The sequence below is a fragment of the Mycolicibacterium gadium genome (assembly GCF_010728925.1).
Lineage (GTDB): Bacteria > Actinomycetota > Actinomycetes > Mycobacteriales > Mycobacteriaceae > Mycobacterium > Mycobacterium gadium.
Map to the genome: position 1 here is coordinate 1,651,103 of NZ_AP022608.1, position 23,248 is coordinate 1,674,350.

A 23,248-nucleotide genomic window follows, 5' to 3' on the forward strand; every position below is an offset into this window, starting at 1 on the left:
CATGCTCACCGCACCTTTCCGATGATCTCCTCCGCGAACCGCTCGATGGGCTCGCGGTAGCGCTCGACGCCGTCACCAGGCAGGTCCGCGCCCATCCACGGGGCGCACATCACGGCAGTGATGCCTGCATCCTGGGCCCGTTTGTAGAGATCCGGCGACGGTGGTTCCATCAACGCCAGCATGATGTCGAAAGGCTCACTGGCCCTGCCATATTCATGGCGCAGCTTGGTGATCTTGTTCGCATAGGACACCGCTTCGGCCCATCCGTAGGCGTAGCCCACCCAGCCGTCACACAGTCGGGCCGCACGCCGCAGCGCCGCTTCGGATTCGCCGCCGCAGTGAATGGGGACGGATGTCTCCGGATGAGGCTCGATCATCATCTCGGGCACCTGGTAGTACTCCCCACTCCAGGACACCCATCCGCCACCCCACAGTGCGCGCAATGCCGGGATCATCTCGTTGAGCCGTTTACCGCGGGTCGTGAAATCCTGGCCCAGCACCTCGTACTCCTCGCGCATCCACCCGACACCCACGGCCAGCGACACCCGCCCCTGTGAGAGCACGGCGGCCGTGGCGACCTGTTTGGCCACTTCCAGCAGCGGTCGCGCGGGCGCGACGTACACCGCGTTGGAGAAGCGCAGCCGGCTTGTCACCGCCGCCATCGCGCCGATCTGCACCCAACAGTCCGGCCACGCCGTCTCGGGTTCCCACGGGGGCTTTCCGCTGGGATGGTCCGGGTAGGGCGAGGAGAGGTCACGGGGATAGATGAGGTGGTCGGCGGTCACAATGCCGTCGTAGCCCGCCTCGTCGAGCATGCGTGCCAGCGGCAGGATTTCTGACGTTTTCATGAACGGAGTGCCCGACCAAAACTGCATCCTGTTTCTCTACCGGGAATTTCGGGCAGCATCAATGCCATGCCCACACTGTTGTGGTTCAGGCGCGATCTGAGGCTGCACGACCACCCGGCTCTGCTGGACGCCGCGACCGCCGACGGCGACGTGCTCGCCTGCTACGTGCTGGACCCGCGGCTGAAGGCATCGGCCGGGCAGCGACGGCTGCAGTACCTGTATGACGCGCTTCGCGATCTGCACGACAGCCTCGACGGGCGCCTGCACGTAAGCCGCGGCCGCCCGGAGAAGCGCATTCCGGCCTTGGCGAAAGCGATCGGCGCCTCCTCCGTTCACGTGTCCGGGGACTACACGCCGTTCGGGCGGCGACGCGACGATGCGGTGCGCGACGCCCTTGGTGATGTTTCGCTCGAAGAGTCGGGGTCGCCCTACCTGGTATCGCCGGGACGCGTCACGAAGGACGACGGCACGCCTTACAAGGTGTTCACCCCGTTCTACGCGGCGTGGCGCAAGCACGGTTGGCGGTCACCCGCGTCGTCCGGACCCAAATCCGCGCAGTGGATTGATCCCGGCGATGTGCCCGGCAGGGTTCAGATCCCCGAGGGCGGGGTCGAATTGGAGCTGCCCGCGGGAGAGGGCGCGGCCCGGCGTCAGTGGAAGTCGTTCGTGCGCAAGCACCTTGAGCGATACGACAAAGATCGCAACCGGCCGGACCTACCCGCTACCAGCCGGATGTCGGCGCATCTGAAGTTCGGCGCCATCCACCCGCGCACCATGGCAGCCGACCTCGGCGATGGCGCAGGCGCGCAGGCGTATCTGCGTGAGCTGGCGTTCCGCGACTTCTACGCCGCGGTGCTCAACGAATGGCCGGACAGCGCATGGTGGAACTGGAACAAGGCGTTCGACAAGATTCAGGTCGACGACGACAAGAACGCACGCAAGCTGTTCGACGCCTGGAAAGAAGGCAGGACGGGCTATCCCATCGTCGACGCCGGTATGCGACAGCTCGCCGAAACCGGCTTCATGCACAACCGCGTGCGGATGATCGTGGCGTCGTTTCTGGTGAAGGACCTGCACCTGCCGTGGCAGTGGGGAGCCCGCTGGTTCCTCGACCAACTGGTCGACGGGGACATGGCGAACAACCAGCACGGCTGGCAGTGGGCCGCGGGCTGCGGCACCGACGCGGCACCCTATTTCCGGGTGTTCAACCCGACGACGCAGGGCGAGAAGTTCGATCCCGACGGCGAATACGTGCGGCGGTGGGTTCCCGATATCGACGAGGACTACCCCGATCCGATCGTCGATCACAAGGAGGAACGGGCCGAGGCGCTGCGCCGCTACGGCGAGATCACTTGATGATCTGTCCGCCGTCGACCGGCAGCGCCACCCCGGTGAGGTATCGCCCGGACTCCCCGCACAGGTAGACCATGGTGTCGCTGATGACCTCCGGCTCTACGGGCGGGTGGTCCAGCAGCGGTTGCTGCGACGGGCTGAAATTCGGGTGCTCCACGGACCACTGTGCCATCGCCTCGTTGTAGATCATCGGCGTCGCCACCCCACCGGGATGGACCGTATTGACGCGAATATTCTTCTCGGCCAGCGCTATTGCGAAGTGTCGCATCAATCCGATCACACCGTGCTTCGCGGCGGTGTAACCCGCCGCGCCGTGGCTGGCGGTGCCGAAGTCGACCGTGACCGGCCGGAATCCCGCCGCTGAGCTGGTGATCACGATGGCGCCGCCGTCGCCGTGCTCGAGCATCGCGGGCAGCGCGGCGACGATCGTGAAGTAGACGCCGTTGAGCATGACGTTCACCGCGTCGACGAACGCCCCGATCTCGCTACCCGGGTCACCGGCGGCCGGCAGGATCCCCGCATTGGCGAGCACGAAGTCGATGCGACCGAACTCGGCGACCCCGTTGGCCACGACAGCCTTCAGCGCTTCGAGATCGCGGACGTCCGCGCGCTCGGCCACAATCCGGCGTCCGGTCTTCTCGACCAGCTGGACCGTCTCGTCGAGGTCCTCGGGGGTCGCCATCGGATAGGCGACGCTGTCGATCTGATCGCACAGATCCAGCGCGATGATGTCGGCACCCTCCTCGGCGAACCGCACAGCGTGCGCACGGCCCTGACCCCGAGCCGCGCCGGTGATGAAAGCGACTCGTCCGTCGAACTGGTCTGCCATGACGCATGACCCTACGGGCGCGCGAAACACCCCCGACAACCGCGTATGCCAGAATGTCGGCAGTTGTCCGCCCATCGCGAGGAGCCGCCGTGACCACCACTGAGGTCGAGCGACACACCGGCCGCAATATCGATGTCGAGGAAGTGCCATCCGCTGAGTGGGGCTGGTCGAAGGAGAACCACAAGGCCATCCACCTCGGCGGCATCGTCGCAGCACTCTTCCTGCTGGCGATGATGCGCGGCAACCACGTCGGTCGCGTCGAGGACGCATTCCTCATCGGCTTCGCGCTGCTGATCCTCGCCCTGGTCGGCCGCGACTGGTGGCTGCGCCGCCGCGGCTGGATCCGCTAGACCGAGTGCAGCGGGCGCAGTGCGTTCGCGCTGAGGCTGTACAGCGTCTCGGTTCCTGCGATCTGACTTTTCGACATCGTCGCCGCACCCAGCGCGTGAGCCTTGAACGCCCGGGCGGCCGAACTGAGCTTGTGCTCGACCGGGTCAGGCATACGACTGAACTCGGCGGGCCAGTCCTGACCCCACACCGTCACCTGCGTCAACCCGCGCTTCAAAATCCCGAGCACACCGGCTCGTATCCGCTCGTCGGCGAGCACACCCGCGGACAGTGCCAGCGCTCCGCCGAGCGAGGCCATCTTCATCACGTCGGACAGCGCGGCGTCACCGCCCAGCGGTGACGCACCCAGGATCGCGAGCGGCCGCGTGTCGCTGTCGTCGGTGAGCACCACCCGCACGTCCCACCCGGCTCTGGCCTTGTCACACAGCCATCCGCCGGCCGAGCCGACCAGGTCGGCAGTGCTCGCGGTCACCACGGTCAGCTGATAGCGACGGCTCCCGATGGCGTTCGAATCGTCGAGGGGCAAAGGCACCTACGAAGCGTGACACTTTCCCGAGGATCTGTAAAGGACCATTTTCGGGTCCGCATGACGATTTCAGCGAATCTGTAAACCCAGGACGACGGGCCCTCGCACGTAACCCCTGCTCAACACGCTGCGGCGGCCATCGGCATCGCGGCGCCCACCTCCGTCAGCGCGCCGGTCAGGCCCGCCGCCTCGCGTATCTCGACGAACGCGTCGATCATCGCGTCGGTGGCCTCGTGCGGGTCGGTCAGGGTGACATCGTCGGTGAGCACCGAGATCGCGAGCTGGTCGACATAACTCCACACCGTGATGTTCATGCCGCTGCCGGCGACCACCGGCCCGACGGAGTAGATCTCGGTGACAATGCCGCCTTCGATCACGCCGCGTTCTCGCGGACCGGGCACGTTCGAGACCGTCAGATTGAACACACTCGCCGACTCGACGCGCCGGGCCTGGCGGCGGAATATCGCAGGTGCCATGGCCGGCGGAAGATAGGACATCCACGCGGGCAGCAGCGCCGGCCCTAGCAGTTGGTGATTCTCCTTGGCGATGCCCGTGGACAGCGCGGTAAGCCGCACCCGCTCGAGCGGATCGTCGATGTGGACCGGTAACGACGGGGTGATGTAGGTGAATTCATTGCCGGTCAATCGCTCCCGCGACGGGTTGGTGCTCACCGGAACCCCCGCAATCAGAGGCAGTTCGGCGTGCCCGTCGTAGCGCAGCTGCAGACGGCGTAGGGCCCCCGCGACCGTCGCCAGCACGACGTCGTTGAGGGTGACACCCAGGTGCTTACCGGTTTCCTTGACGTCCGACAGCGCGAGCGGCGCCGTGGCGAACCGTCGCGTGGGTGTCACGAGGTGGTTGACAAAGCTCGGCGGTGGCGCGAAGTTGCGGGCCAGATCCGGATGATCGCCGCGTTCCTTGGACCGCCGCCGAACCTTTGAAATGCCGGTGGCGGTCTCGCTCACCAGTCGGGGCAGCTTCCGGATCAGGCTGACGTGGTCGCGGCCTGCCTCGGCCAACAGGTGCCCCCTGGTGCGAGGCATGTCGTCAAGGGGCGGTACCGCTTGGGTTGCGGAAAGGAGCGGCTCCATCACCTTGGCCATCTGGTTGGCCGATGCGACGCCGTCGGCGAGGACGTGGTGGACCTTGTGAATGATCGCGATGCGGTTCCCGGTCAGTCCCTCGGCGAGGTACATCTCCCAGAGCGGACGGCTGCGATCCAATGGCGTACTGGCGATCTCACCGATCAGCGCGTCGAGTTCACGGCGGCCGCCCGGTGCGGACACGCGTACCTGATGCAGGTGATAGTCGAGGTCGATGTCGTCGTTCTCCACCCACATCGGGTGATGCAACTTCATCGGGATGTCGACGAGCTGATAGCGCAGCGGGCTCAGGGCCATCAATCGCGGATACGCCACCTGGCGAAACAGATCGAAGCTGAAACCGTCGACACCCGACACGTCGAGCACGCCGATCTTCAGCGTGTGCATGTGGATCTCGGGTGTCTCGGTGTACAACATCAAGGCGTCGACGCCGTTCAGTCGCTTCACATTCCCCCTCCGTCGCGGTCACCGTCGTGTTCCCCGCGTGCCCCAATCACACTCCTTCATCGGCGAAGTCACAGGACTTCGCCAAAGAAATGACACTTCGTCGCAGCTTTGTAAGGCTGGGTCCATGAGTCTGGTCACCGGGCATGGACCGTTGAGCACGAATCCCGCCGGATGGTTCACACCGTCCTTGGCGGCCGGCACCGTTTTCGTCGAACCGCACCCACGTCGAATCCGGGCATTGCGCGACGGTCGCGCGGTGATCGACACCGAGCGGGCGCTGTTGGTGCACCGGCCCGACCGGCCCTCGAGCTACGCGTTCCCGGCCGACGAGATCGGCGATCTTCCAAGCGAAGCGGTGCCCGAGGCGCCAGGCTACGTCCGGGTGCCGTGGGACGCGGTCGACGCGTGGCTGGAGGAAGGCCGCCGCCTCGTCCATTACCCGCCGAATCCCTATCACCGCGTCGACTGCCGGCCCACCGACCGCAGGCTGCGGGTCGCCCTCGATGGCGACATCCTGGTGGACACCACCGACACCGTCATCGTCTTCGAAACCGCGCTCGAGCCCCGTCTCTATGTCGCCCCTTCGCTCGTGCGCACCGAACTGTTGCGGCGCTCGGAGACGAGCAGCTACTGCAACTACAAGGGCTACGCGACCTACTGGTCGGCGGTTCGCAGCGGCGAAGTCCTTGACGACGTCGCGTGGAGTTACGCGGATCCGCCACCCGAATCTCTTTCCATCAAAGGGTTTTTCAGCTTCGATCCCGGCAAGTTGGACGTAGCAGCCGACCTGCCCCAACCCTGATCAGACAGCCGGCCGACCGGCTGGTGCCCACGTCCCGCCGTGTCCGGACGTCGTTCCCCTACGGTGGCGTAGGTTACGGTTGCGTACGTTTTCCCTGGTCAGCCACACTTCTATGAGTTTCGCGACGCGAAGGGAAACAGCGGTGGGGCACTACATAGCAAACGTGCGCGATTTCGAGTTCAACCTCTTCGAGGTGCTCGGGCTGGGCACCGTTCTGGACTCCGGCGCCTACGGCGACCTCGACGAAGACACCGCACGCACCATGCTCGACGAAGTGGCCCGGCTCGCCGAAGGGCCCGTCGCGGAATCGTTCGCCGCCGCCGACCGCCACCCGCCGGTATTCGACCCCGCGACACACTCAGTCAGCGTGCCAACAGAATTAGCCAAGTCGGTGCAGGCCATCAAGGATTCGGACTGGTGGCGTATCGGCATCGCCGAGGAGATCGGCGGCGTACCGGCACCCTCCCCATTGGTGTGGGCGGTCAACGAAATGCTGGTGGCCGCCAACCCGTCCGCCGGCTTTTGGTGGGCGCTGGGTCCCACCATGGCCAACGCGCTGTTCATCGAGGGCACCGACGAGCAGAAGCGATGGGCCGCAGAGGGTGTGGCGCGCGGCTGGGCGTCGACCATGGTGCTCACCGAGCCCGATGCCGGTTCCGATGTCGGAGCCGGCCGCACCAAAGCCATCGCGCAGCCCGACGGCACCTGGCACATCGAAGGCGTCAAGCGCTTCATTTCCGGCGGAGACGTCGGCGACACCGCGGAGAACATCGTTCACCTCGTGCTGGCCAGACCCGAGGGCGCCGGCCCGGGAACCAAGGGGTTGAGCCTGTTCTACGTGCCGAAGTTCCTCTTCGATCCCGAGACGTTCGAACTCGGCCCTCGCAACGGGGTTTTCGCGACTGGCCTAGAGCACAAGATGGGACTCAAGTCCTCGCCGACATGCGAACTGACATTCGGCGCGGACGGAATACCGGCGGTCGGCTATCTGGTCGGCGACATCCACAACGGCATCGCGCAGATGTTCACCGTGATCGAGAACGCGCGCATGACCATCGGCGTCAAGTCCGCGGGCGCGCTGTCGGCGGGGTACCTGAACGCGCTGGCCTACGCCAAGGAGCGCCTGCAGGGCGCCGACATGACTCAGATGACCGACAAGACGGCACCGCGCGTGGCGATCATCTCCCATCCCGATGTCCGGCGCAGCCTGATGACGCAGAAGGCATACGCCGAGGGTCTGCGCGCGCTCTACCTGTACGCCGCGGCGCATCAGAACAATGATGTCGCCCAACATGTCTCGGGTGCGGATCCCGATATGGCCCACCGGGTCGACGACCTGCTGCTGCCGGTCGTCAAGGGCGTCGGCTCCGAACGTGCCTACGAGAATTTGACCGAATCGCTGCAGACGCTCGGCGGGTCGGGGTTCTTGCAGGACTATCCGATCGAGCAGTACATCCGCGACGCGAAAATCGACTCGCTGTATGAGGGCACGACGGCGATCCAGGCGCTGGATTTCATCTTCCGCAAGATCTTCCGCGACAACGGCGCGGCGTTGGCCCATGTGGCTACGCAGATCAGCAAGACGATCGACGGCTGTGACGAAGCGCTGAAGTCACAGGCCGATCAGTTGCGGGTCGCGCTGGAGGATGTGCAGGCGATGACGGCGAGCCTGACCGGATACCTGATGGCGGCATCGGAAGAGCCTTCGGAGATCTACAAGATCGGTCTGTCCTCGGTGCCCTACCTGATGGCGGTCGGCGATCTGCTCATCGGGTGGCGGCTGCTGGTAGCCGCGGACGTCGCACAAGCGGCGCTGACGGCTGGACCCGCGCGCGGTGATGAGGCCTTCTATCAGGGCAAGGTCGCGACTGCGACGTTCTTCGCCTCGCAGCGGCTGCCGATCGTCAGCTCGGTGCGCGGAATCGTCGGCACCATGGACGACGAGATCATGCGACTGCCCGAGGCAGCGTTCTAGGCCGCCGAGTCCGGTCCGGTGAGCGCGTCCAGTTCCGACAGCGGACGGCTGCAGATTTCCCGTGCCTCGTCGGCGGGCAGACCGAACAGTCGCAGAATGTCCTCTGTGACAGCGTCGGTGGCCGCGGCGTCGTCACGATCGGGTTGATTGCGCAACAGATTGCCCAACCCCAGCAGTGCGCCACCGGCCATGGCCAAGGCGAGTTCGGGGTCGCTGACGGTGAATCGCCCGACCCGGTTGGCCTCCCGGATGTCACGCAGGGCGCGTGGCGCCAACCCCTTCTCCGACGCGAGCAGCCGCATACCGTGTGCCAGCAGAATCTGGCTCTCCTGCGGACGACGCCGGAACAACCGGCCGGTCAGCCGGTAACTGCGAGCGAATGTTTCGGCGGGGTCCTCGATCGACGAGGTGAGTTCGTCGAGCAGGGCGCCATGGGTGTCGAGCACATCGGTGATCGCCGCCTCGAAAAGCTGCTCTTTGCTCTCGAAGTGGTTGTAGAAGGAGCCCATTCCCACATCGGCCGCCTGGGTGATCTCCAGGACTGGGACGTTGACCTTGCCCGCGGCGATGAAGCTCTGCGCCGCCTTGATCAACGCGGCGCGCGTGCGCTGTTTGCGCCGTTCAAGCCTATTGACCGACGCGTCCGATTGATCGCTCACCCTCCTCACGGTAGCAGAGTCCATCACTTTTGATGATTTCGTCAGGATTACTTGACTGAGCGTCGCGTCGTATGTGACGATTTCGTCAGTCAGTGTCGATACACGAGGGAGGTGCAGCATGGGCGACACCGCCGGCACCCACAGCGACCTGCACAGCGAGCACGGGGCGCGGTCCGGCGAGCATCCGGGGAGGTCGCGAAATCCGGTCATCAAGGTCGGCGATATCGCGTGGCTGGAGTTCGAGAAACCGGACCTCGCGCGCGCCGAGGCGTTCGCGCAGGCCTTCGGGTTCACCACTGCGATGCGCACCCACAACGAGGTGCAACTGCGCGGCACCGACCCGGGCGCACCGTGCGTGATTCTGCGCAGAGGCGCCCGCTCGCGGTTCGTCGGCACCGCGTTCGCGGCTCAGGACGAGGTCGATGTATTGCGCCTCGCCGATGCGAACGGCATCGGCGTCCGCGCACTCCCCGAATCCATCGGAGGCGTGTCGGTCGATCTCGTCGATCCGAGCGGAGTTCCGGTCAAGGTGGTCGCGGGCATGCACCCGCTGCCCGCCCTGCCGCGCCAGCAAGCGCACGTCTTCAACTTCGGCGACCGGGTCGCGCGCGCCAACGCCACCCAACGCCCCACCCGCGCGCCGGCCAGGGTTCAGCGACTCGGGCATGTCGTCATTTCTTCCACCCGGTACACCGAGGCGTTGAACTGGTATCTCGACAACCTCGGGATGATCGTCAGCGACTTCCTCTACTACCCAGGCCAACGTGATCGCGGCCCGGTGATGAGCTTCATGCGCTGCGACCGGGGCACGGCCCCCGCCGACCATCACACCCTGGCGATGACGCTGGGACCGGTCAACCGGTACGTGCACTCGGCCTACCAGGTGTGCGACCTGGACGCGCTCGCCGCCGGCGGCGAATATCTGCGCGAGCGTGGCTATTTCCGCTCATGGGGCATCGGGCGCCACATCCAGGGCAGCCAGCTCTTCGACTACTGGCGCGACCCAGACGGATTCCTCGTGGAGCACTTCGCCGACGGCGACATGTTCGACAACACCCTGGAGCCGGGCTGGGCTCCGTTCACGGCGTCAGGCCTGTCTCAGTGGGGTCCCGCCGTCACCAAGGACTTCCTCGGCATCAACCCCAAAGCGCTTCCTCACGAAGCACGTTCGATCCTCAACGCCCTGCGCGACCAGAACGAATTCACCCTCACCCGCCTGCGCGGCCTGATGAAAGTAGCCAGCTCATGACCACGTCCATATTGCGCACCGCCGACGCCTGGTGGGTCCACACCCCGACCGGTGCCGCGAAGATCTCCACCACCGCGACCACGACCGGTGACCTGCTCCAGGACCGAGCGGCGATCGAGTGGGCAAGCCACAGCACCGAGACCGTGCCGGTGGATTCCCTGACGCTGATCTCCCCCGTGACTCGGCCCTGCCGCGTCGTGGCGCAGATGACGAACTTCGCATCGCACGTCAAAGACGCGGGCATGGACCCCGCCTCGATCCCGCTCACCTTCTTCCGCAAGTCCTCGGCGTCGATCAGCGGTCCATTCGACGACATCGTCAAACCCGAACACGTGAAGCTCCTCGACTACGAGGTCGAAATCGGTCTGGTGATCGGACGGGACATCCCCGTAGGCACCGAGATCGCCGAATCTCAGCTGTCCGACTACATCGCCGGACTCGTTGTCACCAACGATGTTTCGGCCCGCGACATCCAACTCCCCCAGACCCAGTTCTATGAGGGCAAGTCCTATCCGACGTTCACACCGGTCGGGCCCGCGCTGGTGCTGCTCGACGCCGACGAACTCAAGCGTTTCACCGATCTGCGTCTGCAGCTGAGGGTCAACGGCGAGATCCGCCAGGACACGGTCGTCGGGGGCGACATGATCTACCCGCCCGCGCAGGCGCTGAAGTCGCTGGCCCGATTCCAGGACCTGGCCGCGGGTGACCTGGTGATGACCGGTACGCCCGTCGGGACCGCGTTGAGCGCCCCGCCGAAGCCGATCGAGGTGATCGGATCGCTGCTTCCGCCCGCGGTCAAGTGGAAGGTGTTCTTCAAGCGGCAGGCCAAGAACACGAAGTACCTCAAGGACGGCGACACGGTGGAACTCAGCGTCGCGACCGACGACGGTGCCATCGACCTCGGTGTGCAGCGCACCATCGTGAGGCATGTGTGACGCCGGAGGATTCGCCTGCCGTTGTCGTCGTGGGAGCGGGGCCCACCGGCGCGACGGCCGCTACTCTGTTGGCGCAGTATGGTATTCGCTGTCTGATCCTCGAAAGGTGGGGTGCGGTCTATCCACAGCCGCGTGCGGTGCATCTCGACGACGAGATCTGCCGCATTGTCGCGCGTCTCGGAATCGCCGATGAGTTCTCCGCGATCTCACGGCCGGCCCAAGGTCTTCGTCTGCTCGACCCCTCGATGCGGGTGCTCGCCGAGTTCCGCCGCGAGACCGCGTTGTCGGTCAACGGTTTTCCGCAGGCCAACATGTTCGACCAGCCCGACCTCGAGGCGCTGCTGCGCGCCAACCTGAAAAGCTACCCCTGCGTCGAACTGCGAGGCGACGTCGAGGTCGTTGACGTCGCCGAACAACACGACGGCCGCGTCCGGGTCACCTACATCGACCGAACCGATGACTCCACGCATGTCGTCGACACCGGCTATCTGCTGGGTTGCGACGGCGCAAACAGCGTCGTGCGCAACCAGATCGGCAGCTGCATGCACGACATGAAGTTCGACCAGCGCTGGCTCGTCGTCGATGCGGCCACCGACGCCGATCTAGACCAGTGGGACGGCGTGCATCAGGTGTGCGATCCGATGCGGGCCGGTACGTACATGCGGATCGGACCCTCACGGTATCGCTGGGAATTCCGGCTCCTGCCCGGCGAATCGGCCGACGAGTTCCGGAGCATCCAAGCACTGCGCCCGCTGATCGCCCCATGGACGTCGAACGTCACCGACGACGACATCGAGTTGATTCGCGTCACCGAATACACCTTTCGTGCCCGGATCGCCGACCGGTGGCGACGCGGCAACATCTTCCTGTTGGGCGACGCCGCACATCTCACCCCGCCGTTCGTCGGCCAGGGCCTCGGTGCGGGCTTGCGCGACGCGATGAACCTGGCGTGGAAACTCGCCGGCGTCATCACCGGCGAGCTTCCGCCTGCCACTCTCGACAGTTACGAGCAGGAACGCCAACCACACGCGCGGCACATGATTCGGCTCGCGTTGACCGTCGGCTGGGCCATGACGGCGGGCGGGGAATGGGGCAACCTCGCCCGGCGAGTGCTGGTGACCCGTCTGCGGTTCGTTCCCGGTATGCGCGGCAAGATCCTGGATAGCCGCACCCCCGCACTACATCGTTCGGCCTACGTACGATCGAGGCGCGTGCCGGGAAACCTGGCGGGCACACTGTGCCCGAATTCGGTGTGCAGCGACGGCCATCGACTCGACGATGTGCTCGGCGACGGGTTCTCGGTCATCACGTCGGTGACGCCGACCGCCGCGCAGCACTCGACGCTCGACGCCCGTGGCGTCGCGGTCCACATCGCTTCGCCCGGATCGGAACTCGGCCAGTGGCTTCGCCGCGGTCACGCCGCAGCGGCGATCTTGCGGCCGGACCGCACGGTCATGTATGCCGCACGCGACGCGCGCAAGATCTATCGCGTGCTCCCGACCTTCACATGCGGCAAAAGGATCCGATCCCATGCCTAGAACGCGCAGCGGCGTCCCCACCTACGGATCGAACATCTACACCACCGACGCGATTGTCGACCCGTACCCGCACTACGCTGCCCTGCGCAAGCTCGGACCCGTCGTCTGGCTGTCCAGACACCGCGTGTACGCGTTGCCGACGTTCGCCGAATGCAAGGCGGTGCTGCGCGACGATACGACCTTCGCCTCCGAAAAGGGCGTGGCGCTCAACGCGCTGACCAATCGTCTCTCCCGCGGCACGACGCTGGTGAGTGACGGCGCCGAACACGACCAGCGACGCAAGCTGGTCGCGCACCGCCTCCTGCCCCGTGCCCTGCGCGGCATCGACGAAGACGTTCAGGCGCAGGCCGCCAAGGTGGTCGACGTCGCGCTGACACGCGCCGAGGTGGACGGTGTCGAGGACCTCGCGTTCGCATTGCCCATGGCGGTGGTACCCGATCTGATCGGCTGGCCGCGCGAACAGCGCACCCACCTACTATCTTGGGGTGCAGCCACTTTCGACGTCCTCGGCCCGATGAACAGGCGAGCGCTGCGGTCCATACCGGCAAGCCTTCGAATGCTCGGCTATGCCCGACGCGTGGTGCATGACCGCAGCCTGATCGAGGGCAGCGTCGGCCATGAGCTGCTGCTCGCGGCCGACGCCGGCAAGGTGTCCCGCGCCGAGTGCGCCCCGCTGATGATCGACTACATCGCCCCGTCGCTCGATACCACGATCAGCGCGATCTCCAATGCGCTGCACCTGTTCGCCTCGCACCCCGACCAGTGGCAGCTGGTCAGGGAGGACCCCGGGATCATCCCCAACGCGGTCAACGAGATCGTCCGCTTCGAGTCGCCGCTGCGGGCGTTCGGCCGCCGCGTCACCGTCGACACCGACATCGCCGGACACCGGATACCCGCGGGTGCACAGGTCCTGGTCCTGTACTCCTCGGCCAATCGCGACGAACTCGAATGGGATACCCCCGACACGTTCGACATCCGGCGCGACGCCACTCGCCACCTCGGGTTCGGTCACGGCACCCACGCCTGCGCGGGACAAGGGTTGGCGCGGTTGGAGACCCAGGCGATGCTGCGAGCACTGGCCGACCGTGTCGAACGGATCGAGTTGGCGGGACCGCCGACGTGGGCGCTCAACAACATCATCCGCCGACACGAACGGCTTCCCCTCAGGCTGATCGGCGCCTGATCGCCGCTCGGCCCCACTCAACCCGCGGCCTTGATGACCGAGCTGCCGAAACGTTCGATGGTGTCCAACACGTGCGCCAGGTTGTCGCCCGGCAGGCCGACCTGCACCCACGTGACACCCACCGCCGCGAGCTTTTCCAGACCGGTGAGATACGCGTCGGCGTTGAAGTCGTCGCCGCCGGGGCTGCCGCCGTCGGCGTTGGTGAAGGTGATGTCGATGCCGGTGAAGTCCCGGCCCGCGGCGTCGAACCGGCGGCGCAGATCCTCGACACCCTCGGCCAGAACTTCGGCATCCATCACGGCGGTGCGCGCGGTCTGTGCGAGCATCGCAGGCGCCGGGAACGGGCACCAGCCGTCACCGTGCAGGACGACGCGCTTGCGCGCGGCAGCGGTGTTGCCACCGATCCAGATGGGCGGGTGCGGGGTGCTCACCGGCCTCGGGTGCGCGGTGATGCCCTTGGCACTGAAATGTCGCCCCTCATAAGAGAAGTCGTCGGTGGTCCAGATGCCTCGGATCACCTCGAGAGCCTCTTCGAACAAGGCCGCGCGTTCGTCGAAGTCAACGCCCAGCGCGGTGAACTCCCGCTTGAGGTAGCCGACACCGACTCCAAGGGTGAACCGGCCGTCGGACAGCAGATCGAGCGTGGCGCCTGCCTTGGCCACCACGAACGGATTTCGGTACGGCAGCACGACGATGTTCGGGATCAGCCGCAGCGTCGTCGTCCGCGCCGCGGCATAGCCCATCGCCACGAACGGGTCCACCGCATCGTGCCCGCCGGACTCCAGCCATCGGTGCGACGGCGCCGGGTGATCGGTGAACCCGAAACCGTGGAACCCGGCCGCCTCGGCCGCCGCCGCGACGGTGGCGATGCCCGACCCGGTCACCAGCTCCGGGTTGTACGGATGGCTGTGCATCGGGTGGGTGAACGTGAACCGCATATAGTGCTCCGCTTCCGCGCGGCCGAGCCGCGCATTCAATACCAGAACAATCTTCTCGATTTCCGAGAATGTCGTTACCATGCGAATCACGGAAAGTACAGCGTTCACGGCCGCAGAAGGGTCATCGTGCATGAGCGAGACGACGGTTTCCCCGTCCGCCAGCCGCTGCTACTCGGCGAGCGGCTGCAGACGTGGTCGCCGATCCGGGCCTGGTTCGACGCACGGGCGGACGGCACGACGACCATCAGCCACCGACGATTGGAGTTGCGGGCATGAACAAGCCGGAGATCGGGGTGTACCTGCCTCAAATGGGCTTCACCTACGAGCAGGTGCTGCATCGGACGCTGCGGTGCGAACAACTCGGAATCGACTCGATCTGGCTCTACGACCACCTCTACGCACCCGGCATGCCGGAGTACCCGTCGATGGAGGCGTGGACGCTGGCCACCGCGCTGCTCAGCCGCACCGAACGGATCAGGGTCGGACACATGGTGTTATGCAACCAGTTTCGCCATCCCGCGGTGCTGGCCAAGATGGCGACCACGCTGGATCAGATCTCGGTGGGCAGGCTCGCGCTCGGCATCGGCAGCGGATCCATCGAGGATGAGCATTCCCGCCTTGGGTTGCCGTGGGGCACCTTCGCCGAACGGTCCGAACGCCTCGGCGAGACGCTGCAGATCCTGCATCAGGCCTTCGCCGACGAGGTGATCGATTTCAGCGGAGAGCATTTCGTCGTCAAGGACATGCCGATCAAACCCGGCCCGGCGCAACAGCCCGGACCGCCGATCGTCGTCGGCGGTGTCGGCGAAAAGTACACGCTGCCGTTGGTCGCACGCTACGCCGATGTCTGGAACGTCCCGACGTATGCGTTGGGCGAACTCGAGCACAAGATCTCCGTGTTGCGGGCGCTGTGCGACGCGATCGGTCGGGACCCGTCGACGATCGTGATGTCGATCGAGGCGGTGATGGCTTTGGCCGCCGACGACACATCTCTGCCGGGTGTGCGCGGGCTCGCCGAGAAGCGTTTCGGTATACCGGCGTTCGGGCTCGAGGAAGGTGGTCTCGTCGGCACGCCGCCGGCGATCGTCGACCGGTTACACGACCTTCAGGAAATGGGTTTCGGCCAGATCGTGTTGTTCACCCACGACCGCGGATCCGACGAGACACTCGACCTGCTCGCCGCCGAGGTGGTCGCAAACCTCTGACCTCATCTCGCCGAACGTGCGTTACCCGCACGCTTTTTGCGCCCCCATGGGTGCGACCAGCCCACACTCAACGCACGAAAACTAGCGCTTCGCCGGCGGCGCGTACGCGGGACGACCTAGGCCCAGCGCATGTTGGGCGATCATGTTGCGGAACACCTCGAGCGTTCCGGCGTAGATACCGGTCGGCCCCGCCAGTCGGAAGACGTACTCGGCTCCCCCGGCGGCCTGAGCGCCGTGCGCGTCGACAGGCAGCGTCGACACCGTGCCCTGGATGTCCATCAGGTCCAGCGACACGTCACGCATGGTTTGCGCGTTGGCGACCCGGCCGAACATGTCGGGTGTGCTCATCGCCGCCTCCATGCGCGCGATGCCGCGTCCCAGCCGGTACTTCACCGCATCGTCATCACCGACCAACGGCGCGACCTTGTCAATGGCCTCGGCGAGCAAGACCAGGTGCTCGGCCATGGCCGCGATCTTCTGCAGACCGTCTGCTCGGCGTTCGACGGTGCCGTGCTCGTCGTTGAGCGCATCCCGCAGCACGGTCCAGCCGCCGTTGACCTCACCGACGCGGTACCGGTCGTCGACGCGCACATCGCTGTAGTACGTGATGTTCGTGCGGTCGCCATCCACGGTGCGCAGCGGCTGGATCTCTACACCCGGGGAGTCCAATGGGACCAGGAACATGGTGAGGCTCTGATGTTTCGGCGCAGACGGATTGGTGTTCGTGATCAGGAAGACGTATGCGGCGTTCTGCGCATTGGAGGTGAACATCTTCGAACCGTTGATGATCCAGCCGTCATTGTCGCGAACTGCGCGCGTCTTGCAGGTGGCGACGTCGGAACCGCCTTCGGGTTCGGTGTAGCCCAGGCACAGGCGGATCCGGCCCGACAGGGCACGCTCCAGCACTTCCGCCTTGAGCTCGTCGGAGCCGAACTCCCGCACCGCACGCGCGACCATCGCCGTCGTGCCCCAGTGGAACCACGGCGTGTGTGCGCGGCCGATCTCGAGGTTCCAAAGCCGGCGTCGCAGTCGGCTGAAGCCACCGTCGGCTTCATCGTTGAACTCGGCGGCCAGGTAGCCAGCCTCACCGAGCGCGAGATGAACGCCTTCGTCGAAGTTCTCCCCTGTCTCGCGGTCCCGCCGGATCACGTCATCGGTCACGAGAGTCTTCAGCAGCGCCCGGAGCTCGTCCTGGAAGGCCTGGTCGTCGGCAGACAATTCGACGCGGGAGAAGTCCACGTTCCGAGCGTGACACTTTCTGATCGATCTGTAAAGCCGCTGTAGAGTCGCGTCTGATGTCGACAGTTCTGAGCCAGGTCCTGGCACCGGCGATGGTGGTTGCGATATCGCCGTTCTCGATCATCATCGCCATCTTTCTGGTGCTCCACACCGATCGCCCCCGCGCGAACGGCTGGGCGTTCCTGGCGGGCAGGCTACTCGCCCTTGCCGCGGTGACCGCCCTGTTCCTGCAGGCGCCTCGACTGATCGGCGGCCTGAATCGGCCCGTCTCTCCGCGGGTGCTCATCGTGGTCGGCGGCATCGTCATCGTGATCGGGGTATGGGTGTGGTTTCGGCGCGACGGGATGACGGAGGAACCGCCATGGCTCGTCAAGTTCAGTCGGCTCACCCCCGTCGGGGCCGCCGCGATCGGGGCATTGCTCGTCCTGACAAATCCGAAGATGTTGGCCGCCACCGCCGCGGCCGGGCTGTTGATCGGCGCCGCAGGCGTCAGCATCTCCGTGGCAACCGGCGCCACCGTCTATTACTCTGCGATCGCCAGTTCGACGGTCGCGGTCCCGGTGCTCGCGTACATGGCGGTGGGTACGCGGGCCGACGACCAACTCACCCGATTCAAGGAGTGGCTGCACCGACGCAGCGGACTCGTCACGGCCGTCATCCTCTTGGCGGTCGGAATCACCCTGCTGATCGTGGGATTCAGCGACCTGCAAACCGAAGGAGCATGACCCGTGGGCATCGTCACCACAAGTTCGGAGACGGCTTTCAGCCAACCACCCGAGGCGATCTACGACTTCGTCACCGATCCCGCCAACTGGCCCAAGACGTATCCGGGCAGCGCACATATCGAAGGGTTGCCGCAAACCCTCCCACTCAAGGTCGGCGACACGTGGGCGGAGGCCGGGCCCGACGGTGACCGGATCTTCACGTGGCACCTGGCCATCGCCATGCGCCCCACGCTGTGGATGTTCAATTCGGTAGGCCGGCTCGGCCACGACCGCGACGGCAACGGGGGCATGGAGGGCCGGATCACGGTGCAGTACCACTTCACTCGTTTAGACGGTGTCACGCTGTTCGCTCGAACCATGACCATCGAGGCATACAAGCACGCCCCGCTGCCGGACGGCTTCTTCCGCACGGTCAACCCCGCGAACATCGACGCCTACCACGCCGCGGTCGCGCGGGAGCTAGGCGAGTAGGTCACCACAGCGCTTTACGTAGCGCAGCTCCCTGTAGCTCGAACAGGCGCTGGCTGGTCTCCCACTCCGGAAGCAGCGAGTCGAACCCGTGACAGGTGCCGGGAAAGACGTGCAGTTCGGTGGCGACGCCCGCCCACATGAGACGCTGCGCGTAGTCGAGCGCTTCGTCGCGCAACGGGTCCAGTTCCGAGCAGGTGATCAATGCGTCTGCGACACCTGATAACTCACGGATGCGCCCGGGAGCGGCGTCGACGGGGACCGCACCGTCACCGACATAATGGCGCCACATCTGTTCGACGGCAGGTCCGTCGAACCCCGGCGTGGCAGCGAACTCGTCCTTGGACGGCGTCGGCCGATCGTCGAGCACAGGTTGGTGCAGAAGCTGGAATACGACCGGTGGTGCTGCCCCGTCGGCGGCGCACTGCGCTAGCCGAGCGGCCAGTGCCGCGCCTGCGCTGCTGCCCGCGACCGCAAGCCGGTCGACGTTCACACCTAGCTCGGAAGCGTTCTCGGCCACCCAGGTCAGCACCGCCATTGCGTCCTCCAGCGCGGCGGGGTGCGGATGTTCGGGAGCCAGTCGGTAGTCGACGGAGAACACGGTGCAGCTGCCCTGTCTCGCGAACTGGACACACTGCCAGTGGTCGGTGTCCAGATTTCCGAGCACGAAAGCTCCTGAGTGGCAGTAGATCACCGCGGGCGACGCGATGCCCGCTCCGCGATATATGCGTACTGGAATCGAGCCGACCTCGCGCTGCTCGATCTCCACCCCAGCAGTGTTGACCGCTCTCGCGGTCTCGGCGCGGCGCTGGTTCAACGAGTCGCGGACCACGCCGAGGACGCTCGGTGACAGATCGGTGCGGGCCGCCGCCAGATGGCTCAATGCGGGGTCCAGCCGGTGTGCGGGGTCCGCGTCGGCGTTCATCAGGTCGCCGCCGGCGATCCCGCGACCGTCGTGTGTGATCGCACCTCGACAGCGGGCCGGCAGGTCGGCGGTTCGAAGGTGTACTCGGCCGGACGGAACCGCCGCGTCATCTTCCAGAAGACGCGTGCGCTACGCGGCCACTGAGTGACGACACGACCGTTGGGGGCGCGAAAGTAGTTGCTGCACCGGGTGAGCCACACCGTGCCCTGCATCCAGTCGTCGATCCTGGCGATGAAGTCCGACACCGTCGTGCTGCGCACCGCGACGTAGGTCTTCCGCTTGCGCCGCATGTACTTCAGTGCGCGCACGATGTAGTGGGCCTGCGCCTCCAGCATGAAGATGACGCTGTTGGAGCCGACGTTGGTGTTCGGGCCGTAGAGCATGAAGAAGTTCGGAAATCCGGGGACCGACATGCCGAGGTACGCGAACGCCCCGTCGCGCCACGTTTCCCGCAGCGTGATCTGGTCCTCGCCGACGACGTCGATCTGGCCCAGGTAGTCCGCGGCGGCATAGCCGGTCGCGCACAACACCACGTCCACGTCGAGCCGGCGGTGGTCGGCGGTCACCAACGAGCGTGCGCGCAAAGCCCGAGCCGGACTCGAAACCACCTCGACATGGGGTTCGGTCAAGGTCTGCAGATAGTCCGTCGCGAAGACCAGCCGTTTGCATCCGAACGGGTGTTGCGGAGTCAGCCTGCGGCGTAACTCTTCGTCGTGCACCACGGCATCGAGGGTGCGCAGCGCGATGTCCTTGAACTCGTGCGTCTTGTCACTGCCGTTTTCGATCACGCTGATGTTCGACTCACTGCGCAGCCACAACCGCGTCCGGTAGATCTTCTTGGCAAACGGAACATGGGCGAACAGCCACTTTTCGCGATGGGTGTAGGCGCGGTCGGGCTTCGGGAGAATCCACGTCGGCGACCGCTGCACCGAGTAGACCTGCTTGGCCACCTTCGCCACCTCGGGAATAAGTTGCGCCGCTGTCGATCCCGTACCAAGAACCGCGACACTCTTGTCTGTCAGGTCAACGGAGTGGTCCCAGCGCCCGGTGTGCATCAGCGTTCCGGTGAACGGCTCTTCCTCGACGAGGTCGGGCAGCACCGGCTGGGTGAACAGTCCGATCGCCGATACCACCACGTCGAACGTGTGCTCCTCGCCGTTCGCGGTGCTCAACTGCCAGGTCTGGGTGTCGGAATGCCACCGGGCCGAGGTGATCTCGGTGTGCAGTTTCAAGTGCGGCGCGAGGTGGTAGCGCTGCGCGCAGCGTTCGAAGTATTCGACGATCTCGGGCTGGCCGGACCAGAGCCGTGACCAGCGGGCGTTGAGGTCGAACGAATACGAGTAAAGGTGTGACTTCACGTCGCAGGCGAGTCCGGGGTAGGTGTTGATCCGCCAGGTACCGCCGACGCCGTCCTCGCGATCGAAGATCGTGAAGTCGCGAAAACCGTTCTTTTTCAGGAAGATCGCGAGCGCCAGCCCGCCCGGGCCAGCCCCGATGATGCCGACCGAGACAGCTTTGGTCATGGGGTCATCCGATCTGCAGGGTCTGTCCGCCGTCGACGACGAGTTCGGAACCGGTGATGAAGGATGCTTGCTCGGATACCAGGAAAGCGACGGCGTCGGCGATCTCCATCGGGGTGCCGAGCCGCCCCTTCTCCGCGAGCCGGGCCTGCGTCACGGGGTCGAGCATCGACGTCTCGACCGGTCCGGGTAGGACCGCGTTGACACGAATGCCCGAGTCGGCGAGTTCAGCGGCGGCGATCTGGGTGAGGCCGCGCAGCGCCCACTTCGACGAGCCGTAGGCCGCGTGGTTGGGAAACGCTCGAATAGCTCCGGTGCTGCACGTGTTGACGATCGCGGCGCCGTCGGCGCGGCGCAGGTGTTCGAGCGCGGCCCGGATTCCCAGGAAGGGCCCGAGGCAGTTGACGCGCCAGCTCCCCTCGAAGCCTGCGGGTGTCTCCTCGGCGAACGAGGCGCGGTGCAGGACACCCGCGTTGTTGACCAGGGTGGTCAGTGCGCCGAACTCCTCGACGGTCCGCCGCACCGCACTGTCCCACTGCTGCTCGGACGTCACGTCGAGTTCGACGCTGAGCACACCGACGCCCAACGTCTTCGTGCCGGCCTTGAGCTCATCCGTCAGCAGATCGCACGCGGCTACCCGAAAGCCGTCCGCGTGCAGTCGCCTGACGATCGCCGCCCCTTGCCCACGGGCCGCACCGGTGACCAGCGCAACCCGCTCGGTCGACCTCACTGCGCCTCCTCGAGGTGCGCCGCCGCGCCGCGCCGAAGCGCCTGAGACTCCGATGCCAGCGTTATCATCCGAAACCCCAGCTCGGCCATGGCCTTCCCAGGCTTACCCGCGTTGGCGTGGATGCCGGGGACCAGCCCCGCACCGGAGGCGCCGGAATGGATCCGAGAGATCGCGTCGAGCACCACCGGAGAATTGAGCGCGGTGATCGGGTTCTCCCCCAGCGAGATCGCCAGATCGGCCGGGCCGACGTAGACACCGGATAGACCCGGCACGGCGCAAATCTCGTCGAGCGCCGACAGTCCTCGGGAGGTCTCGATCATTGCGAAGACACTCGTGCGGTCTTCGTGTGCAACGGGGTCGATCCCGATGTCGGCACGCAGCGGGCCGAAGCTGCGCACCCCCGCCGGCGGGTACCGGGTGGCGGCTACTGCGGCGGAGGCTGTTTCGGGCGATTCGACCATCGCGACGATCACCGCGTCGGCCCCGGCATCGAGAACTCGACCGATCGGCGCGGGATCCGCCGACGGCAACCGCACTGCCGTCGCAATCGGCACGTGCTCGAGCCGCCGCAGCAGCAGTGCGACATCGGCATCGTCGAGATAGCCGTGCTGGACGTCGAATCCGACGTAGTCATATCCCGCCCTGGCGAACTCTTCGGGCCCGATGATGGTCGGCGCCACCACCCATCCGCCCCACACACACGGCTTCGCGGCGAGCGCCTCCTGAAAACGGCTGCTCATGCGGCGATCGCGATCTTCACCCGATCCGGCACCGGCCGGCAGGCAAGGTCGAACGCCGACTGCACGTCGTCGACACCGAACGTGTGCGTGACGTAGGCGGCCAGCAGCTCCGGATGGTTCTTGGCGAACTCGTTGGCCGCGTCGAGGACTCGCCGCCGGTCGAGCGTCACACCGGACTTGAGGGTGAGGTTCTTCCGCAGCATCGCGCGCATGCTGATCGGATAGCTGTCGTCGTCGGGCACGCCGAAGTACAGCACGGTGCCGCCCGGCGCCGCGGCGTCTATCGCATGGCCGAGCGTGGCAACCTGGTGGCCGACCGCCTCGATGACGACGTCGGGCTGATCGCTGGGCTCCAGATGGCTCACCCATCTGTCGCTGGTGGCGCGGACAATGGTGTCGACACCGAACTCTTTGCCGACACCGTCGCGGTCGACGGGGTCGATACCGGTCACATGACGCGCGCCCAGAGCCTTTGCCGCATAGGAGAACAGCAGCCCGATCGACCCCTGCCCGATGACCGCGACATGTCGGCCCGCGAGCTCCAGCTGCTCGAGCGCGTACAAGACGCAGGCCAACGGCTGCAACGCAACGGCGTGTGAGGCGCTCAAGCCGGGATCGTAGGGTGCCAGGCCGTCGCCGTCGGCGACCACGAACCCCATCAGCCCGTCGAATCCGGACGCCCAGCCCACCACCCGGTCACCCACCCGGTGGTCCTTGTGCTTGCTCGCCACCACTTCGTCGACGACCTCGTGGACCGGGAAGCCCACCATCTCGGCCGCGTTCAGCCCAAGGTCACCTGCGATCTTGCCGCGCACACCGCGGAACGGCGGCAGGTCGCTGCCGCAGATCCCCGCCGCCATGAAGCGCAGCAACACGTGACCGTCGCTCACGTCATCGGCGGTCTTGGGCGGAACATCAAGTCGCTCAAAGCTGTACGGCGCAACGAGTCGGTATGCCCACACC

The 23,248-nt window shown here is 66.0% G+C and carries 24 protein-coding genes; 12 read left to right on the forward strand and 12 right to left on the reverse strand.

What is annotated here, in order from left to right; translation table 11 throughout:
• Window positions 1-5: 5 nt before the first annotated feature.
• Complete coding sequence (locus G6N36_RS08275) at window positions 6-875, reverse strand: TIGR03619 family F420-dependent LLM class oxidoreductase (RefSeq protein WP_163686086.1); 870 nt, start codon at window positions 873-875, stop codon at window positions 6-8.
• Between the two features lie 39 nt (window positions 876-914).
• Here G6N36_RS08275 and G6N36_RS08280 point away from each other — a divergent pair, with 39 nt between their 5' ends.
• Window positions 915-2,204, forward strand: coding sequence for a cryptochrome/photolyase family protein (locus G6N36_RS08280; protein ID WP_163686087.1), 1,290 nt, complete (start codon window positions 915-917; stop codon window positions 2,202-2,204).
• Here G6N36_RS08280 and G6N36_RS08285 read toward each other — a convergent pair.
• Window positions 2,197-3,030 (reverse strand): mycofactocin-coupled SDR family oxidoreductase, encoded by an 834-nt coding sequence (locus tag G6N36_RS08285; RefSeq protein ID WP_163686088.1) that lies wholly within the window; start codon window positions 3,028-3,030, stop codon window positions 2,197-2,199. The two genes, G6N36_RS08280 and G6N36_RS08285, sit on opposite strands and share 8 nt — an antisense overlap.
• Window positions 3,031-3,119: 89 nt before the next feature.
• Between G6N36_RS08285 and G6N36_RS08290 the strand changes: the two genes are divergently transcribed.
• Window positions 3,120-3,380, forward strand: a complete 261-nt coding sequence (locus G6N36_RS08290) for a DUF2631 domain-containing protein (protein WP_163686089.1) — start codon at window positions 3,120-3,122, stop codon at window positions 3,378-3,380.
• Here G6N36_RS08290 and G6N36_RS08295 read toward each other — a convergent pair.
• Window positions 3,377-3,910 (reverse strand): hypothetical protein, encoded by a 534-nt coding sequence (locus G6N36_RS08295; protein ID WP_163686090.1) that lies wholly within the window; start codon window positions 3,908-3,910, stop codon window positions 3,377-3,379. The two genes, G6N36_RS08290 and G6N36_RS08295, sit on opposite strands and share 4 nt — an antisense overlap.
• A 113-nt stretch (window positions 3,911-4,023) precedes the next feature.
• Window positions 4,024-5,454 carry a WS/DGAT/MGAT family O-acyltransferase gene (locus G6N36_RS08300; RefSeq protein ID WP_163686091.1) on the reverse strand — a complete coding sequence of 477 codons (1,431 nt, stop codon included), beginning with the start codon at window positions 5,452-5,454 and terminating at the stop codon, window positions 4,024-4,026.
• A 124-nt stretch (window positions 5,455-5,578) separates the two neighbouring features.
• Here G6N36_RS08300 and G6N36_RS08305 point away from each other — a divergent pair, with 124 nt between their 5' ends.
• Complete coding sequence (locus tag G6N36_RS08305) at window positions 5,579-6,256, forward strand: DUF427 domain-containing protein (RefSeq protein WP_163686092.1); 678 nt, start codon at window positions 5,579-5,581, stop codon at window positions 6,254-6,256.
• A gap of 142 nt (window positions 6,257-6,398) precedes the next feature.
• Window positions 6,399-8,231 carry an acyl-CoA dehydrogenase gene (locus tag G6N36_RS08310; RefSeq protein ID WP_163686093.1) on the forward strand — a complete coding sequence of 611 codons (1,833 nt, stop codon included), beginning with the start codon at window positions 6,399-6,401 and terminating at the stop codon, window positions 8,229-8,231.
• Here the strand turns inward: G6N36_RS08310 and G6N36_RS08315 are convergent.
• Window positions 8,228-8,914: a TetR/AcrR family transcriptional regulator gene (locus tag G6N36_RS08315; protein WP_163686094.1), complete on the reverse strand. Its 687-nt coding sequence runs from the start codon at window positions 8,912-8,914 to the stop codon at window positions 8,228-8,230. The genes G6N36_RS08310 and G6N36_RS08315 overlap by 4 nt on opposite strands.
• Window positions 8,915-9,008: 94 nt before the next feature.
• On the opposite strand from G6N36_RS08315, the gene G6N36_RS08320 reads away from it, so the two are divergent.
• From G6N36_RS08320 to G6N36_RS08335, 4 genes are read left to right on the forward strand one after another with little or no spacing between them, the layout of a single operon-like run.
• On the forward strand, window positions 9,009-10,139 hold the full coding sequence (locus tag G6N36_RS08320; RefSeq protein ID WP_163686095.1) for a VOC family protein: 1,131 nt from the start codon (window positions 9,009-9,011) through the stop codon (window positions 10,137-10,139).
• Window positions 10,136-11,074: a fumarylacetoacetate hydrolase family protein gene (locus G6N36_RS08325; RefSeq protein WP_163686096.1), complete on the forward strand. Its 939-nt coding sequence runs from the start codon at window positions 10,136-10,138 to the stop codon at window positions 11,072-11,074. The genes G6N36_RS08320 and G6N36_RS08325 overlap by 4 nt, the downstream gene beginning before the upstream one ends.
• Window positions 11,071-12,612, forward strand: a complete 1,542-nt coding sequence (mhpA, locus tag G6N36_RS08330; protein WP_163686097.1) for a bifunctional 3-(3-hydroxy-phenyl)propionate/3-hydroxycinnamic acid hydroxylase MhpA — start codon at window positions 11,071-11,073, stop codon at window positions 12,610-12,612. The genes G6N36_RS08325 and mhpA overlap by 4 nt, the downstream gene beginning before the upstream one ends.
• On the forward strand, window positions 12,605-13,795 hold the full coding sequence (locus G6N36_RS08335) for a cytochrome P450 (protein WP_163686098.1): 1,191 nt from the start codon (window positions 12,605-12,607) through the stop codon (window positions 13,793-13,795). Before mhpA ends, G6N36_RS08335 begins: the two co-directional genes overlap by 8 nt.
• 17 nt (window positions 13,796-13,812) lie before the next feature.
• Here G6N36_RS08335 and G6N36_RS08340 read toward each other — a convergent pair whose 3' ends face one another.
• Window positions 13,813-14,733 carry an LLM class F420-dependent oxidoreductase gene (locus G6N36_RS08340; protein ID WP_163690547.1) on the reverse strand — a complete coding sequence of 307 codons (921 nt, stop codon included), beginning with the start codon at window positions 14,731-14,733 and terminating at the stop codon, window positions 13,813-13,815.
• 126 nt (window positions 14,734-14,859) lie between these two features.
• On the opposite strand from G6N36_RS08340, the gene G6N36_RS08345 reads away from it, so the two are divergent.
• Both G6N36_RS08345 and G6N36_RS08350 read left to right on the forward strand, forming a co-directional pair.
• Window positions 14,860-15,009 carry a hypothetical protein gene (locus G6N36_RS08345; protein WP_163686099.1) on the forward strand — a complete coding sequence of 50 codons (150 nt, stop codon included), beginning with the start codon at window positions 14,860-14,862 and terminating at the stop codon, window positions 15,007-15,009.
• Window positions 15,006-15,938 carry an LLM class flavin-dependent oxidoreductase gene (locus tag G6N36_RS08350; protein ID WP_163686100.1) on the forward strand — a complete coding sequence of 311 codons (933 nt, stop codon included), beginning with the start codon at window positions 15,006-15,008 and terminating at the stop codon, window positions 15,936-15,938. Before G6N36_RS08345 ends, G6N36_RS08350 begins: the two co-directional genes overlap by 4 nt.
• 81 nt (window positions 15,939-16,019) lie before the next feature.
• Here G6N36_RS08350 and G6N36_RS08355 read toward each other — a convergent pair whose 3' ends face one another.
• The gene (locus G6N36_RS08355; RefSeq protein ID WP_163686101.1) at window positions 16,020-17,177 is read right to left on the reverse strand and encodes an acyl-CoA dehydrogenase family protein; all 1,158 of its coding nucleotides are present in this window, start codon (window positions 17,175-17,177) and stop codon (window positions 16,020-16,022) included.
• 56 nt (window positions 17,178-17,233) lie between these two features.
• Here G6N36_RS08355 and G6N36_RS08360 point away from each other — a divergent pair, with 56 nt between their 5' ends.
• Together G6N36_RS08360 and G6N36_RS08365 are read left to right on the forward strand one after the other, a co-directional pair.
• Window positions 17,234-17,902: a GAP family protein gene (locus G6N36_RS08360; RefSeq protein WP_179964742.1), complete on the forward strand. Its 669-nt coding sequence runs from the start codon at window positions 17,234-17,236 to the stop codon at window positions 17,900-17,902.
• A gap of 3 nt (window positions 17,903-17,905) precedes the next feature.
• Window positions 17,906-18,373 carry an SRPBCC family protein gene (locus tag G6N36_RS08365; protein WP_163686102.1) on the forward strand — a complete coding sequence of 156 codons (468 nt, stop codon included), beginning with the start codon at window positions 17,906-17,908 and terminating at the stop codon, window positions 18,371-18,373.
• A 1-nt stretch (window position 18,374) separates the two neighbouring features.
• Here the strand turns inward: G6N36_RS08365 and G6N36_RS08370 are convergent, their stop codons facing one another.
• From G6N36_RS08370 to G6N36_RS08390, 5 genes are read right to left on the reverse strand one after another with little or no spacing between them, the layout of a single operon-like run.
• Window positions 18,375-19,295 (reverse strand): alpha/beta hydrolase, encoded by a 921-nt coding sequence (locus G6N36_RS08370; RefSeq protein WP_163686103.1) that lies wholly within the window; start codon window positions 19,293-19,295, stop codon window positions 18,375-18,377.
• Entirely contained in the window at window positions 19,295-20,818 is a 1,524-nt protein-coding gene (locus G6N36_RS08375) for a flavin-containing monooxygenase (protein WP_163686104.1), read from the reverse strand. The genes G6N36_RS08370 and G6N36_RS08375 overlap by 1 nt, the downstream gene beginning before the upstream one ends.
• A gap of 4 nt (window positions 20,819-20,822) precedes the next feature.
• A complete protein-coding gene (locus G6N36_RS08380; RefSeq protein WP_163686105.1) occupies window positions 20,823-21,545 on the reverse strand; it encodes an SDR family NAD(P)-dependent oxidoreductase in 723 nt (240 codons plus the stop codon).
• Window positions 21,542-22,285, reverse strand: a complete 744-nt coding sequence (locus tag G6N36_RS08385; RefSeq protein ID WP_163686106.1) for an HpcH/HpaI aldolase family protein — start codon at window positions 22,283-22,285, stop codon at window positions 21,542-21,544. The genes G6N36_RS08380 and G6N36_RS08385 overlap by 4 nt, the downstream gene beginning before the upstream one ends.
• Window positions 22,282-23,247 (reverse strand): zinc-binding dehydrogenase, encoded by a 966-nt coding sequence (locus tag G6N36_RS08390; RefSeq protein ID WP_163686107.1) that lies wholly within the window; start codon window positions 23,245-23,247, stop codon window positions 22,282-22,284. The genes G6N36_RS08385 and G6N36_RS08390 overlap by 4 nt, the downstream gene beginning before the upstream one ends.
• Between the last annotated feature and the right edge of the window lies 1 nt (window position 23,248).

What these genes read in the sequence shown, in the direction of transcription:
- G6N36_RS08275 (WP_163686086.1), bottom strand. Translation starts at nt 875, where the DNA reads ATGCAGTTTTGGTCGGGCACTCCGTTCATGAAAACGTCAGAAATCCTG.
- G6N36_RS08280 (WP_163686087.1), top strand. Translation starts at nt 915, where the DNA reads ATGCCCACACTGTTGTGGTTCAGGCGCGATCTGAGGCTGCACGACCAC.
- G6N36_RS08285 (WP_163686088.1), bottom strand. Translation starts at nt 3,030, where the DNA reads ATGGCAGACCAGTTCGACGGACGAGTCGCTTTCATCACCGGCGCGGCT.
- G6N36_RS08305 (WP_163686092.1), top strand. Translation starts at nt 5,579, where the DNA reads ATGAGTCTGGTCACCGGGCATGGACCGTTGAGCACGAATCCCGCCGGA.
- G6N36_RS08315 (WP_163686094.1), bottom strand. Translation starts at nt 8,914, where the DNA reads ATGGACTCTGCTACCGTGAGGAGGGTGAGCGATCAATCGGACGCGTCG.
- G6N36_RS08320 (WP_163686095.1), top strand. Translation starts at nt 9,009, where the DNA reads ATGGGCGACACCGCCGGCACCCACAGCGACCTGCACAGCGAGCACGGG.
- G6N36_RS08325 (WP_163686096.1), top strand. Translation starts at nt 10,136, where the DNA reads ATGACCACGTCCATATTGCGCACCGCCGACGCCTGGTGGGTCCACACC.
- G6N36_RS08335 (WP_163686098.1), top strand. Translation starts at nt 12,605, where the DNA reads ATGCCTAGAACGCGCAGCGGCGTCCCCACCTACGGATCGAACATCTAC.
- G6N36_RS08340 (WP_163690547.1), bottom strand. Translation starts at nt 14,733, where the DNA reads ATGCGGTTCACGTTCACCCACCCGATGCACAGCCATCCGTACAACCCG.
- G6N36_RS08350 (WP_163686100.1), top strand. Translation starts at nt 15,006, where the DNA reads ATGAACAAGCCGGAGATCGGGGTGTACCTGCCTCAAATGGGCTTCACC.
- G6N36_RS08360 (WP_179964742.1), top strand. Translation starts at nt 17,234, where the DNA reads ATGTCGACAGTTCTGAGCCAGGTCCTGGCACCGGCGATGGTGGTTGCG.
- G6N36_RS08370 (WP_163686103.1), bottom strand. Translation starts at nt 19,295, where the DNA reads ATGAACGCCGACGCGGACCCCGCACACCGGCTGGACCCCGCATTGAGC.
- G6N36_RS08375 (WP_163686104.1), bottom strand. Translation starts at nt 20,818, where the DNA reads ATGACCAAAGCTGTCTCGGTCGGCATCATCGGGGCTGGCCCGGGCGGG.
- G6N36_RS08385 (WP_163686106.1), bottom strand. Translation starts at nt 22,285, where the DNA reads ATGAGCAGCCGTTTTCAGGAGGCGCTCGCCGCGAAGCCGTGTGTGTGG.